This is a genomic window from Rhizobium sp. 21-4511-3d (assembly GCF_053522545.1).
This window is the reverse complement of sequence record NZ_JBNWCF010000030.1, coordinates 1-12,507: the sequence shown is the minus strand read 5'-3', so window position 1 is coordinate 12,507 and position 12,507 is coordinate 1. Positions and strand designations below refer to the sequence as shown.

Here is a 12,507-nt window from a genome sequence, read left to right as displayed (position 1 = left end):
CGGATTGAAAATCCGCGTGTCCGTGGTTCAAATCCGCGTCTGGGCACCACTCCAAACCTCAAGAAAATCAATGCTTTCCGCCTTGCCGCTAAGGTGATTTCTCGCCGTTTCATGTCGCGTTGTGTTGCAACTGATTTTCAAGCAATTTCAATGGGTGCAAATCGCTATCCGCAAATCCACGCGACATGAAACGCGACATGGATTAGGCTTGTCGCTCTCACGTAGGAGGGACTGCAATGGACGATACTCGCGCAATAATGTTGCTCGCCGCTATCTTCGGCGGGCTTTCTCTTTTGGCTCTGTGTGTCGGAAATATGGGCGCCGTTATAAGCTCGAACCTTATCGTTCTGTGCGTTTCCGGCTACGGACTTCTTAGGAGCGGTCGACGGAACAACTGAACGTCGTTCGCCCGTTGCCGCGCTCCATAGGTCGCGTCAACGCGCCCATCTTCACTGCCTCTGCATGACCGTCAACGACGTCTCCCAGGCGGTAGAAGCCTTTGCGGGAATGAGGCTTGATGTAGCCCTCTCGCGCCAAGGTTCGGATCCTGTTTTCGGTGATGTGCAGCATGCGAGCTGCTTCGTCGGTGCTGATGAGATAATCGCGCAAGGCGCGGGCACGTCGATATACGGTCAAGGGCAAATCCTCACAGTGACACGTAGCGATTCACTGGCACGGCTTCATGGCGGGGAAGTTGTTGGGTGCGCAGAGCTTTAAGCTCGCCTCTCTGGCCTCATGCTGGAGCGCTGCAGGCAGCGTCTTGAACTGTCGGACTGTCATGCCGAACCCGAAGGCGATTGAGGCAATGTGGCGGTTCCCCCGATCGGCGATCGAACGCATGCGCTTGACCTGCCATTGATTGAGAGGGCGACAGGTTCCGACCCCCTCAACCTCAATTTCGGTGATGTGTGTGTTCACGCTGCGATCCATGCGGAGATGACCTCTACGGCTTCGAAAACGATGATGGCACCTTTGTCGCCCTCAAGCCTATCGTTGAAAGCATGGGCATGGACTGGAACGGTCAGTATCAGCGCGTGAAGCGTGACCCGATCCTTTCCGAAGGTATGTGTGTCATGCACATTCCTTTTGGCCGTGGTGGCAACCAAGATGCCGTTTGCCTCAAGCTCGATCTGGTCAACGGCTGGCTTTTCACTATCGACACGTCCCCGAGCTTGTCGCCCTGGTTCACGTTCACATCGTAGTATTCGCCCGCGGGCACCAGATGCCGCGCCTTGTTGGCAGCATTGCCAACGGCCTGCGAGGCGTCAGGAGCGGCACCGACAGCGATCCAAGCATCCGCGCTTGCTCGCACCCGGAAAAGGCACGCGCTGCCCTGTGGCGCTGCCTGTGTGGTCGTGCCGGCCGAAGCAAGCGTCTCCGACCATCGGGGGTTCTGGATAAGCTCTGCCCGGGCGCTGGCGTCCGTGCGTAGCGGGTCGCCGGATTCGGCGCAGATGACGTGAAGTCCTGTGAATGCCATTGCCTTCTCTCCTAGTAGCTGCGGCCGGTCAGGGCCTTGTAGAGGTCATAGTGCTCCTGGCCGTAGTCACGGCGCCGACGCTGATACTGACGTTCGAGGCTCTTGGCCCAAGAGGTATTCTGCAGCGCATTGATGATGAGCGTGTCGAGCGCCGGGCGCGTGTAAGCCAGGTTCACGAACGGGGTGTTCATCAAAGCGATATTCAGCAGATCGCCGGCGGTGGTCGGCGTCTTGCCATCGATGATATCGTCGCGGGCCTTGAGGGGCAGGTTGATGATATCGCTCAGCGTGCCGATCGCGGGACCGGAAAAGGTCTCGAGCGCGCCACAGTGAAATCTCGCAAGCTTGGTCATTGAACCGTCTCCAGGTTTGCAGTGCTTCGGATGATGGCTTCGAGGTCGACAGGGCGCCATTCCGGGCCAACGGACGCCACGGCGACCGGCTCGCAGAGGAAGGGCGTCATGAGGTCGAGTTGCGCTTTGAGGATGGCCTGAGCGTCCTCGGCGGCATCGTCCATTTTCGGCGCTTCACCGACCGTGGCAACGATGCGATGCATCGCTAGTAGGCTCTCGCCCGGTACGGCGAACACGAGTGGCGGGTTCAACTGCCCGAGCAGATAAACGCACTCACCGGCGGCGGTCTCCGCCTTGCCGAGATAGAGCTTGATGACGCCCAGGCAGCTATTCGTGTCGAGCATGCCGGTCAGTTCCCGGAACGGACCCTTGGCATCGAGGACAACGGACACGACCTGCGCCGGACGGATCTCGGCTGAGGCATCCGCCTGGAGAGTGGTGTTCTCCGGCACCAGGTCGCCCATGCAGCGACCGACGGCGAAAATTTGATAGGTCCCGTCCACATTGGCCATTTAATCGATCCAATACTTGCCGCTGATGTATAGGTTGCCAGACGCCGCGATCTGCCCGCCGTTGTAGGCAAGCCGCGTCGTGTTGCTGATGGAAATGCCGAGGTAGTCGTCAGCCGCAAAATCGATGTACGGGTTATCAGCGCCGGCAAGGGTGATGCCGGTCGAAAGCCGATCGTTGATCGTCCCATCCATGACGCCGGTGGCCGATGCAGCGTTGACCGGAAGACGGATCGAAATGGCGCTGGTATCGGCTGTGTCCAACCCGCTCCAGGTCAAGGTCATCTTGAAGAAGACCATCTTGCCGATCTTCACGTAACGCCATGTGCAGGTTTGGGAGGTGACCGTTGCGAACGAAAGGCCAGCCGTCGTTACCGTCTTTTCCTCGAATCGGAAGAAGCTCGCCAGGTCACTGCCGTAAAAATCCAGGACTTTTCCAGAACGAAGCGGCTTGACGATAAGGTCGCCGGTCAAATCACTCCGAGGCGCAAGTTGCAGCTCTTCGACGAAAGCATTGCGCGGCAGGAATAGCGTTGAATCGACGCCGTCATTCATGCCAGCACTGGCAAGGTTTATGAGGCCTCGCGTCTCACGGACTGGCGCCGCCGTATAGGTCTGATCTGCCGTTGCTGGCGTTGCCAGGAAATGGCCTCCTCCTTCGAACTGACAATCCATAAAGACGATGTCCTGGTTGATGTGCGAATGGACGCACACAGGCTCGCCGGTATGGAATTTAGAGTTCCTGAACTTCACCCCACGAACCGGGAAGCCGCTGATCTCCAAGGCCTTGCTATCGGAGTAACCGAGCACTGCAGCCTTCGATCCCGACACATGATCGAGGCCGTAGCTATAGACGTCTTGGTACTCGGTATTTCCAAACCCCGACGAGGGATGCCGTACCTCGAAGATTCCGGCGGCGTTCGGATCTGGAGTGACGCCGGTGAAGACATAATCGTTTGCCGTACCCGTGTGGGCAACTCCGGTATAGGTGTAAGTCACATTGTCGGAGCCGCGGAACGTGCCGCCGGCAGGGTTGAAATAGATTTCGGACGTCCAGCGGATCGTAACGGAGTTCGACGTCTTCGCCGTCACTTTCCAGATATCGGGCCCACGAACACCAAGGCCCCTGCGTCCATTGAATTTCCCGCGCACAATGCGATTGCGTTCCGCCGTGCTGTCCGAGATGGCCGTAGCGCAAAGCATATGCGCAAATTGGCGCCAACCGCCAACAACCTGGATGTTGTAGTCGTCGGTGTATTCGCCGTTGCGGATCAGGTAGCCAAAATCCCAATCATCACCGATCGAAGCTGACGCCTGATTGCTCCAGTCGCTAATGCCGTCAGTGCCAATCCAGTTGCAGAGGCGCAGATGTTGAATGCCGCCGTATCGGACGTTCTCTTTCATGAGGATGCCAGCGGAGAACGACTTCTGCGTTGCAGCGGCAGTGCCGGTAGCATCGGAGTTATACGCGGACCACAGCTTGAAATAGGTTCCGAGATTGTCCGGATCTTCGCGCCATCCGCCGCCGTGCTGCAGTGACGTGATGCCGTCGAACTTTAGATCACGCGTACCGGTTCCCTTGAAGAGAAACGTCGTGCCGCTCCACGTCTTCGGACGCCCCGGAAATATCGGCTCCCATTCACCGACACCCGCACCAATAAGGTAGACGCCAGAGGAACGCTCGTAGCGCGCAGACACAACATAGAACTGGCCCAAGGCAAATATCCTGCCGCCGCCGTTGGCTGCAACAAACGCATCGGCTGCCAGCAACGCAGCATCGTTGGCGGCAATCTCAGTGGTGACCACCCCGGCCTTAGCGATAAGCGCTGCCTGGGAGAGTGGCCGCGCGCCGAACATTTCGACCTTTACATCCTGCCCCTTAGCTATCTCCCACCAGGCGCCATCTGCGCTCTGCTTATGCCATGCTTTCACCGGAGATGGGGTTGCGATGCGCAACTTACGATGTCCACCACCATCGCCAGAAGCAAAGTAGCCGGCCGTTTCGACCTGAATGATATCGTTTGTGATAGTCGCGGCAGCAAACAGCGCTTCAGTATCGAATGTAACGATGCCTTGAGCAATCTTGATCTTCGTTACGGACCTGTCGGCAAGTTTTGGCGTGGTGACGCCGCCATCGACAATCTTCGCGGTTGTAACCGAGTTATCCGGTAGAGCAGGGATAAACAGATCCCAATAAGCATCTTCTGACGGCGGATGGTTCTGGCTCGGCAGAATGCAAATCCAGATTGCGCCATTGTAGCTGACAACATCGCCCCGCCGATAGATCGGCTCGTCGTCCCATGGCCCGCGCCAAGGAACGCGACCAAAGAGCGTCTGGCTGGTGACCTGTTCCCACGCCGCGCCGACAGGATTGTATTCCTTCAGGATGGCCGGATCGCTGTTCTTGTCGAGCCACAGCATGGACGTATCGACAGGCGGGACGGTGCCATCCACCATATTGTCGAGGAACCCGACAGAGCGGAGCGCCGCAAGTGTGACACTCGACCAGCGCAAGGCGTACCCATTGCCGTTCGTCAGGGTCTTGCTCGGGCCGCGTACTACCGGAGCGTAATCGAGGGCATTGTCAAATTCAGTTGCCATGCTGTGCACTCCTCATCAATACGGTAGGACGACGGTGGAGGGGCTGCCACGTTTTTCAGCTTTGCCGAACCTTGCGTACATGCCCGAAACACCGCTGAAGACGCCGGGGCCGTCGGAGAGCCAAGAACCGTCAGGGCCAGCCCTGCCGCCGAGCCTATTGAAAGCATCGAATCCAGCGGTGAACGCCCCGATCTGGGCTGCCTTCATGGCATTTTCGGCATCAATGCCCGCCACGGCCGCCGCGTCGTCATATCCTCGCTGCTGCTGCGTGCCCTTATAGATTTCACTGTCGGCCGCATAATTCACACGGTCCTGAGTGTCGTTCAGCAAGTCGATGACGGAAGGGTCTGTCAGATCCCCGCCGGCGCCTGCAATGGCGGCGCGCTGTTGGGACTGGATCAACTGCCCTTCTCGATACCGTTCGGCCGCGTCCCGCTGCGCTGACGCCATGGCCTCGTCGCCCTGGGCTTCGGCAACCTTCTGCTGGTACTGGTATTTGGCCTTTGCCTCGCGGCCTGCCTGCAGCGTTCCTGCGATCTGTGTGACCGTACCGGCAGCGCCGGCCGCGGCAGCTAGAAATTCGAGCCCGCTCATGTGCCCCCTCCTATCGTGCGATCGAGCGCAGAACGGCCTTCATGGCGTCCGGCTTCAATGCGTTGTACCAATCGAGGAAGCTGTCGAAGTCCTCCTCGCTATCCAGGGCGGCCCGTAGGCGCTCCACACGCTTCCAGACACGCGCCACGTTCGTTGCCGCTGCCGTGCCCCATTCCTTCGCCATCTCGGCGCCTGGTGCCGTCGAGGAGAAACGCTGAAGGTCGGCAGGCGAAGCGGGAGAGACGTGGACGGGCGCGCCAGCGCCAAGCGCGTCATAGACGTGGTAGCGGGCTCGCTCGGTCAGGGTGCGATCGAACCGCGTCATGAACGCCTTCTGGGCCCGATGATCGCCGACGGCGCTGACGATGCTGATTGCCGCCTTCTGGACACGCTCTACAGCGACATCGAAGCCGCCCGGTGCTTGCCGCCATGCCGCCACCAGTTCGCGGCCCTCTGCTGACCGTTCAAGCAGCGCACGGGAGCGGGCAGGGGCAAGGGCGCTCACCGGCATGGAAGCGGCGGCTTCAGGGTTGGCCGCGGCGGCTTGCTTCACCTTGAGCTCGGCAAGCTCCTGATCAAGACCCTCACGGAAGTACCGGTCCCGATCGGTCGCCATGATCTGCCGGATCTCGCTCGCGCGGTCGGTCGAAACGACGACATCGCCCCCGGAACCTCCCGAGGGCGTTTCATCTTCGGTGGTGGTGATCTCGGTGCTCATGCGCCGGCCACCCGGGGATGAAGGTTGATCAGGTCGCGCTCGGCGATCTGCGAGCTCGATACCGGCGACGTCATGCGGTGGTTATCGGTCTTGCGCAACACACAATAGCCGCTGCCGACCCACGCAACGCGGTAGAAATCATCCTCGAAGAGCTTCTCGAAGCGTTCCGGGAAGTTCGTCAGGCGCGGTTTTGCCAGCACGGCCTTGAGCCTGTCTGCCTGGGCGACAATCGCTTCGGCAACCCACGATTCGTCATAGGCGACCATGTACAGGCGATCGTGCTTCACCAGGGCGAAGGGGCTCGACTGGACGATCTTCCAAACGTCGGGCTCTTTCAGGTCATCGGCGACGAAGCCTTCCGGCAGGCGAATGAACAGGTCACGGCTGACATAGCCCTGATTGTTGATCTGCACGCTCGCCATCGGAATGATCGGCGCGGCGCGCTGCGTGAGGTCTTCTGCAGGGGCGATATTGAGGGACATGCGTTCACTCTCCTTGAAGGATTTGCTTGATTTCAGCGGCAACGGCCGCGGCTTCTGCCGGCACCCATTCACCGGACATGGTTTCCTGCGGCTCCGGAAACTCGATGCTGCCGTAGAATGTCGTTCCCGACTGCTGCGGGTTCCTGCCGAGCAGGGGGCGCATCAGGACCGTCAGGCGCTGCGACAGGCGCTCCCTGACGGCACCAGACGTAGTTTCCCACGGGCGGCCACCCAGCGACGTGATGGAGCGGGAAAGCTTCTCGCAGTATGTCGACACGTCCTGCAGGGCTACGTACAGGTCCAGCGCTGCCAGTTCGGCCGCCTTGATGGCTTCCTGCCTGCACTGCTCGTACAAGCGCACGTCCGTGCGGGCTGCCTCACGGCGCTTGGCAAGCTCGGTGGCCTCTGCGGCCCGCTGCCTGCGTGTGGCCTCGCCTTCGGCCTCTGTGAGGGCGTCTAGCTCGTCTTCGAGGGCGGATATCTCGCTGCCGTCGAAAGGCTTGTTGTCGAGCAGGGCAATGCCACGCTGGCGCCGTAGCTCCTTGAGTCGGGCTTCCACGTCGAGCTTGCGATCGGTGATGTCATCCACACCAGCACGCCGCAGGGTGACGGGCTGGCCGTCCCATGTGACGGCATTCGAGGGCTCGGTAGAGGGCTCAGTCGTCAGCACTGGTGCCTCCCGCGTTATCGTTGGCGCTGCGGATGACACTGGCTGTGAGGTCGAGCGTGTTTGCTTCGGTTTGATCGTCGGCATAGTCAGCTAATCCATTGTTTACGGCGAAAGCGGCGAGCTCATCGGGGAGGGGGCTACCCTTGATCTTGGCAGTCTCGATGGCGAACATGACTGCTCGAGCGAGGTAGCGGCTTGATGCATTGGCTTCACCGCTGGTGGTGTAAGCGGAGTAAGGCTCTTGAATGAGCCTGCCTGCGCCATGGTAGGGCACAGCACCTGCTGGGGGTCTGGTGAGGCCTACAGTGCCGTGCCTGGTCTCCACAGCGGCGAGGAGTCGCGTGAGGGTGTTTGCTGTCCGCTGATACGCTTCGAGGTCACCAGCCTTTGCCTGTCCGTCCTTGGCATAGATCGCCTCTGCACGCTCAAGCTCGACTGTCAGGGTAGCGGCGCGACGGATGCGGCTCTGCGTGGAGTGAGGGAGCAATGAGGGCGTGTCGGTCACGTCGAGGCTGTACAGCTCGATCAGGTCAGCCAGGCGGCGGGCCCACTTGCCACGTCCATCCATATCGCCCAATGAACCGTTTGTTATCCGGCTGCGAGCTGTAGGCTTCTTGGGGGCTTTCTTGGTGGTAATTTCGGGCACCAAAGGATCTCTCGTTTCGTGCCTGGGAGAATACCTTCTCGCCAGTCGTGAGCGCAACATGGCTGCGACACGAAACAGAACGTTTAGCAAAATCAATCAGATACGATACGACAAGCGGATAATAATTCCGCTGCTTGTTTCAGCTATCGCCCCTGATTATCAGCCAATACCGTAGGCTCGTGAGCCTCTTGGAACGTCATTTCAGCCCTGAACAAAAGAAAGCGGCCCCACACACGAGGAGGGGGCCACCTAAACGCCATTTCTGGCAGTCATCAAACGTAAATCAAAACACTCACGATCACCGCTATCGAAGCTATGAGAGCGAGGCGGGCTATCATGCCGCCTTTGCTCCGAGCCTGATGACCTTTCCGTCACCACGGCGATTGGGGATGCCATAGATTGCTTCCATGGCAGCCTTGTTGATGAGGGCTGGCATTGCGTCGATGACATTCGAGGGCTTGGCGTCTGCCCATTCGAAGAGATCGAGCTGCTGCTTCATGCCACCCTCGCTTTTATATCCCAGGCCTCGATGTCGAATGGAGACAGGTGACCGTCCATCAACATTGCGAGGCACTTCTTCATTTCGTCGGCAGGGCAACCCCGGCTTTGGAGGAAACGCTTGCCTTCATCGATGCTTTGAGGACGTGAAAAGGGTCGCGTATACGTACCCCCTCCCTCTTTCTCATAAGCCCGAACCTCTGGTGCTGGGTCTGATTTTGGATCTGGGGCTGGATATGATTCTGGTTCTGGTTCTGGTTCTGGTTGCTTAGGCCAGGCTTTCTCTCTGGAAAAGCCCGGCTTTAAGCCTCCCTTTTCTTCCTTCCTTGGGCGACCACCCTTTTTGCCTGCTTCCGAGAGCTTGCGATGGCGCTCTTCGGCCTCGGTCCGCTGCTCTTCAAGCTTGGGATCTCGCCAGTCATCATTGAACAGCGGGCCGATCGAGGGGAGGATATCGCGCCAGACATCCAGCGGGACTTTGGCGATGCGGGCAAGGCGCTCGTCATCGCAGGGGAGGGCGCCGAAGCGCCAGTAGTGCATTTTCAGGAAGATGTACGACCCGAACTCCGCCGGCGTCATGTGAGACGTGTTTGAGAGTTCGTCGCCGATGTACAGCTTCATCCAGTGAAGGGTGTTCATCCGTGCGCCTTTCGGTAAATCCGGTACCGGTTGGAGAGCGCCGCGGCTTCACATGCCTCAAGGGCGGACAGGCCGAAGCGCTGCCGCAAGTGAGGGATGATCGGTTGCGGTGCCGGGTTCTGTTCTGCGAGCCACTGAGCCGCCTGGGTGACGGACTCGGACCGCTCATGCTCGGGAGGGGTCAATGCCATGTGGGGAAGCCTCCTTCGTCTTCCGTGAAGCTGGTGTCGGCCTCGTCACCGTTTGGCTCGGTATCGCCGCCGTCTTCGTCATCTGCGCCGTCTTCATCGTCGTCGAGGATCACGGTGCAGCCGTAGGGAATGGCGGATGGCCGCCACCCTTCGGGCATGCCGATGTCGAGCTCGTCGCCGTTGGCTTCGATGTCTGGATCCCCGTCGATGCCGTCGAGCAGGGCGATCAGCTCCTCGATCTTGGCTTCGATACGGGCTCGGGCTTTGAGGACCTGCTTTGTCATTTCAGGTCCTCCCTAACTTCTTCGATGGCATCGAGTACCTGCGAGATAACATCCTTCAGGCAGTCGGAGACGGCTTGGATCGCAGTCTTAGATCGATCGTCTTCCATGGAGCCGCATGCCATATAGATGGCCTCGCAGAGGTCTTTGCCGACGGCCAGGTTCTCGTACGCCCGGACCAGCTTGATTGCGGGATTTTCGCTCATGACATCACCTCGCCCTGATAGGCGGCCTCGAAGGCTCTATGGAGAGACGTGCAACGGCTCGCCACGTTGTTGACGAGGAATGCCATCTGGTCCATCTCGTGGTTGGTGAAGCGGTACGTGACATCATTGGAACCGCTGTCGACGACAGAGCCGATCTCATCGAACGTCTCCGCTGCGATGTCAGACATGTGCATCAGTTCGCGAATATCGTTCTCAAGCCGTTTCATGGCTGCAGCTACCGCAGCGTCGGTAGCTTTCTTTGTGGATGAATTGCTGATAGTCTCCGTTTTGTTCATTGCCTTTTCCTTTGTCGGGTGGGGTGCGGAACCACGGTCCGGAGAGGTTGCCGCCTCTGCCGGACCTTTTGCGTTCTGAAGGGCCGTGTTCATGCGGCCTCCATGAAGAAGGCGATCAGCTTCTCGCGGCTTGCGACGTAGCGACCGCCTACCTGCTTGACTACCGGAAGATGACCGTTGGCGATCATGTGGTAGACCTGCTGCTTACTCCTGCCGATCAGCGCAGAGATGGCCTCAACGCCCCAGATCAGGTCGAGCGAATTATTGTTGCTGTCGGACATTCAGTGATACCTTTCCTTAACGAAATCACCGTAATGTAAATTACCGTAATTTCATTGCGTTTCAAGCAAAAAAAATTACTGTGATTTAAATTTCTATGAGGAAGTGAAAATGGTTGGAAAACAGCCTGGCCGGGGATCGGACCAGTTTCCGTTGCGACTGCCCGATGGAATGCGTGATCGCATCAAGGAGTCGGCCGAACGCAATGGTCGGAGCATGAACGCCGAGATCGTCGCGATGCTTGAGACGGCAGAGCTTGCCGGAGGCACGCTAGAGGCCGCCGGGTTAAGGGCATTGCTCGCAGAAGAGCGGAAGGCGAGCGTGCGAGCGATCGAGCTTATTGACCAGCAGATGGAGATGATCCGGAGCAGTCAGGCTTTGACCAGGCGCGCCAGCGTCGAAGTAGTCCAGCATGCCGGCATCATCATTTCGCTATGCGACATTCTCGAAAACCTGGATGAGGCGCCAAGCCAGGAAGTCCTCGACGTAGTGAAGAGGCTTCGCGCTGGCGCTGAGCTTTCTAAGGCCTCCCACGAAGGGACCAACAAACCGAACGCCAAGGAAGAGCTTCGCAAGGTCGATGCAGCCATCGCGAAGGCTGACGAACTGCTGAAAGACGACGAGGATTGACAAGCGGATTTATTGCAACATACTACAAGCCAGTTTGATCTATTTCCATCCGACAACATAGGGAAGACACGGCAATGTCGATCCGCAAGCGTAAATGGACCACCGCATCCGGTGAGCAGAAAGAGGCGTGGGTAGCTGATTATGTCGACGGCACCGGCACTCGGCGCCTGAAGACCTTCGAGCGAAAGAAGGATGCTGACGCCTTCCTTTCCACGGCAAAGGTCGAGGTTCGCGAGGGCACACACGTCGCCGATAACGCGAGCATCACCGTCAAGGCAGCGGGTGAGCTGTGGGTGAAGAGTGCGGAAGCCGCCGGCCTGGAGCGCTCGACCGTCGACCAGTACAATCAGCACCTCAAGTTTCACATCACGCCTTTCATCGGCGCGACAAAGCTCTCGGCTCTGAACATCCCGACCGTGCGCGACTTCGAGGACAAGCTGCGCGAGAACGGCCGATCGCCTGCGATGGTGAAGAAGGTGCTCGTCAGTCTCGGATCGCTGCTGGCGGACTCCCAGGAGCGCGGCAAGGTCGCTCGCAATGTGGTGCGCGATATGCGAGGCGTTCGTCGCAAGGGCAAGGAACGGCAGCAGGAGAAGCGCCAGAAGGGCAAGTTGAAAGTTGGCGTGGATATTCCGACCCGGCAGGAGGTAAAGGCCATTGTAGGAGCCCTGGAGGGCCGCTGGAGGCCGATCCTGCTCACGGCTATCTTCTGTGGCCTGAGAGCTTCCGAACTGCGTGGGCTGCGCTGGAGCGACGTGGACTTCGACAAGCGTCAGATCCGCGTTCACCAGCGGGCAGACAGGTTCAATGAGATCGGCCGGCCGAAGTCAGAAGCAGGCGAGCGGACGATCCCGGCGCCGCCTATGGTCATCAACACTCTGAAGGAATGGAAGCTTGCCTATCCCCGGCCGCTGACGGGTATCAACGATGACGACGGAAAGCCGATCCGCGAGGAAGCACGAGACACGCACCTCGTATTCCCGAGCGGAACCGGCAACGTGGAATCGCTCGGCAACATCATCAACCGCGGGCTGATCCCGGTTCAGTTGCGGGCAGGGGTGACGATCGACGCCGGCAAGAAAGACAAGGACGGCGAGCCGTTGCTGAACGCCAAGTACACCGGCATGCATTGCCTGCGCCACTTCTATGCCTCGTGGTGCATCAATAGGCCAGAGGAGGGCGGTCTAGGGTTGCCTCCAAAGGTCGTGCAAGAGCGCCTGGGTCACTCCTCGATCGTCATGACGATGGACACTTACGGGCATTTGTTTCCGCGTGGTGATGACGCTGATGAGCTCGCTGCAGCGGAGAAGTCACTGCTGGCGTAAGACGCAACATGGTTGCGACACGGGCGAAAATAGCTCAGTAAAAACAACACGTGGTTTCGGATTGAAAATCCGCGTGTCCGTGGTTCAAATCCGCGTCTGGGCACCACTC

At 59.1% G+C, this 12,507-nt stretch carries 20 protein-coding genes and 1 tRNA gene; 5 read left to right on the top strand and 16 right to left on the bottom strand.

Annotated elements, in window-relative coordinates; translation table 11 throughout:
* Positions 1–189 (top strand): hypothetical protein (locus ACQZ5H_RS32480; protein WP_449100212.1); only part of this gene is annotated, 189 nt, incomplete at its 5' end.
* 183 nt (positions 190–372) lie between these two features.
* Here the strand turns inward: ACQZ5H_RS32480 and ACQZ5H_RS32475 are convergent.
* A complete protein-coding gene (locus tag ACQZ5H_RS32475) occupies positions 373–636 on the bottom strand; it encodes a helix-turn-helix domain-containing protein (RefSeq protein WP_449100211.1) in 264 nt (87 codons plus the stop codon).
* A 30-nt stretch (positions 637–666) separates the two neighbouring features.
* Positions 667–930 carry a hypothetical protein gene (locus ACQZ5H_RS32470; protein WP_449100213.1) on the bottom strand — a complete coding sequence of 88 codons (264 nt, stop codon included), beginning with the start codon at positions 928–930 and terminating at the stop codon, positions 667–669.
* Here ACQZ5H_RS32470 and ACQZ5H_RS32465 point away from each other — a divergent pair.
* Positions 909–1,202 carry a phage antirepressor N-terminal domain-containing protein gene (locus tag ACQZ5H_RS32465; protein ID WP_449100210.1) on the top strand — a complete coding sequence of 98 codons (294 nt, stop codon included), beginning with the start codon at positions 909–911 and terminating at the stop codon, positions 1,200–1,202. The two genes, ACQZ5H_RS32470 and ACQZ5H_RS32465, sit on opposite strands and share 22 nt — an antisense overlap.
* Positions 1,203–1,491: 289 nt before the next feature.
* Here the strand turns inward: ACQZ5H_RS32465 and ACQZ5H_RS32460 are convergent, their stop codons facing one another.
* The 14 genes from ACQZ5H_RS32460 to ACQZ5H_RS32395 all read right to left on the bottom strand — a co-directional run bounded on the left by ACQZ5H_RS32460 (position 1,492) and on the right by ACQZ5H_RS32395 (position 10,445).
* Positions 1,492–1,833: a hypothetical protein gene (locus tag ACQZ5H_RS32460; protein ID WP_449100209.1), complete on the bottom strand. Its 342-nt coding sequence runs from the start codon at positions 1,831–1,833 to the stop codon at positions 1,492–1,494.
* On the bottom strand, positions 1,830–2,345 hold the full coding sequence (locus ACQZ5H_RS32455) for a hypothetical protein (protein WP_449100208.1): 516 nt from the start codon (positions 2,343–2,345) through the stop codon (positions 1,830–1,832). Before ACQZ5H_RS32455 ends, ACQZ5H_RS32460 begins: the two co-directional genes overlap by 4 nt.
* Positions 2,346–4,943: a hypothetical protein gene (locus tag ACQZ5H_RS32450; RefSeq protein ID WP_449100207.1), complete on the bottom strand. Its 2,598-nt coding sequence runs from the start codon at positions 4,941–4,943 to the stop codon at positions 2,346–2,348.
* 15 nt (positions 4,944–4,958) lie between these two features.
* Positions 4,959–5,537 (bottom strand): hypothetical protein, encoded by a 579-nt coding sequence (locus tag ACQZ5H_RS32445; RefSeq protein ID WP_449100206.1) that lies wholly within the window; start codon positions 5,535–5,537, stop codon positions 4,959–4,961.
* 10 nt (positions 5,538–5,547) lie between these two features.
* Positions 5,548–6,255: a hypothetical protein gene (locus tag ACQZ5H_RS32440; RefSeq protein WP_449100205.1), complete on the bottom strand. Its 708-nt coding sequence runs from the start codon at positions 6,253–6,255 to the stop codon at positions 5,548–5,550.
* Positions 6,252–6,737: a hypothetical protein gene (locus tag ACQZ5H_RS32435; RefSeq protein ID WP_449100204.1), complete on the bottom strand. Its 486-nt coding sequence runs from the start codon at positions 6,735–6,737 to the stop codon at positions 6,252–6,254. The genes ACQZ5H_RS32440 and ACQZ5H_RS32435 overlap by 4 nt, the downstream gene beginning before the upstream one ends.
* A gap of 4 nt (positions 6,738–6,741) precedes the next feature.
* Positions 6,742–7,407, bottom strand: a complete 666-nt coding sequence (locus ACQZ5H_RS32430) for a hypothetical protein (RefSeq protein ID WP_449100203.1) — start codon at positions 7,405–7,407, stop codon at positions 6,742–6,744.
* The gene (locus tag ACQZ5H_RS32425) at positions 7,394–8,053 is read right to left on the bottom strand and encodes a hypothetical protein (RefSeq protein WP_449100202.1); all 660 of its coding nucleotides are present in this window, start codon (positions 8,051–8,053) and stop codon (positions 7,394–7,396) included. Before ACQZ5H_RS32425 ends, ACQZ5H_RS32430 begins: the two co-directional genes overlap by 14 nt.
* A 334-nt stretch (positions 8,054–8,387) precedes the next feature.
* The gene (locus tag ACQZ5H_RS32420; RefSeq protein ID WP_449100201.1) at positions 8,388–8,552 is read right to left on the bottom strand and encodes a hypothetical protein; all 165 of its coding nucleotides are present in this window, start codon (positions 8,550–8,552) and stop codon (positions 8,388–8,390) included.
* Complete coding sequence (locus tag ACQZ5H_RS32415) at positions 8,549–9,190, bottom strand: DUF1376 domain-containing protein (protein ID WP_449100200.1); 642 nt, start codon at positions 9,188–9,190, stop codon at positions 8,549–8,551. The genes ACQZ5H_RS32420 and ACQZ5H_RS32415 overlap by 4 nt, the downstream gene beginning before the upstream one ends.
* Before the next feature lie 181 nt (positions 9,191–9,371).
* A complete protein-coding gene (locus ACQZ5H_RS32410; protein ID WP_449100199.1) occupies positions 9,372–9,665 on the bottom strand; it encodes a hypothetical protein in 294 nt (97 codons plus the stop codon).
* On the bottom strand, positions 9,662–9,868 hold the full coding sequence (locus ACQZ5H_RS32405; protein ID WP_449100198.1) for a hypothetical protein: 207 nt from the start codon (positions 9,866–9,868) through the stop codon (positions 9,662–9,664). Before ACQZ5H_RS32405 ends, ACQZ5H_RS32410 begins: the two co-directional genes overlap by 4 nt.
* A complete protein-coding gene (locus tag ACQZ5H_RS32400; protein ID WP_449100197.1) occupies positions 9,865–10,257 on the bottom strand; it encodes a hypothetical protein in 393 nt (130 codons plus the stop codon). Before ACQZ5H_RS32400 ends, ACQZ5H_RS32405 begins: the two co-directional genes overlap by 4 nt.
* Positions 10,254–10,445, bottom strand: a complete 192-nt coding sequence (locus ACQZ5H_RS32395) for a helix-turn-helix domain-containing protein (protein WP_449100196.1) — start codon at positions 10,443–10,445, stop codon at positions 10,254–10,256. The genes ACQZ5H_RS32400 and ACQZ5H_RS32395 overlap by 4 nt, the downstream gene beginning before the upstream one ends.
* A gap of 109 nt (positions 10,446–10,554) precedes the next feature.
* On the opposite strand from ACQZ5H_RS32395, the gene ACQZ5H_RS32390 reads away from it, so the two are divergent.
* From ACQZ5H_RS32390 to ACQZ5H_RS32380, 3 genes are all read left to right on the top strand, one after another.
* Positions 10,555–11,073, top strand: a complete 519-nt coding sequence (locus ACQZ5H_RS32390) for an Arc family DNA-binding protein (RefSeq protein WP_449100195.1) — start codon at positions 10,555–10,557, stop codon at positions 11,071–11,073.
* 74 nt (positions 11,074–11,147) lie between these two features.
* Positions 11,148–12,398, top strand: coding sequence for a tyrosine-type recombinase/integrase (locus tag ACQZ5H_RS32385; protein WP_449100194.1), 1,251 nt, complete (start codon positions 11,148–11,150; stop codon positions 12,396–12,398).
* A 29-nt stretch (positions 12,399–12,427) separates the two neighbouring features.
* Positions 12,428–12,504 (top strand) — tRNA-Phe (locus tag ACQZ5H_RS32380).
* Positions 12,505–12,507 lie beyond the last annotated feature (3 nt).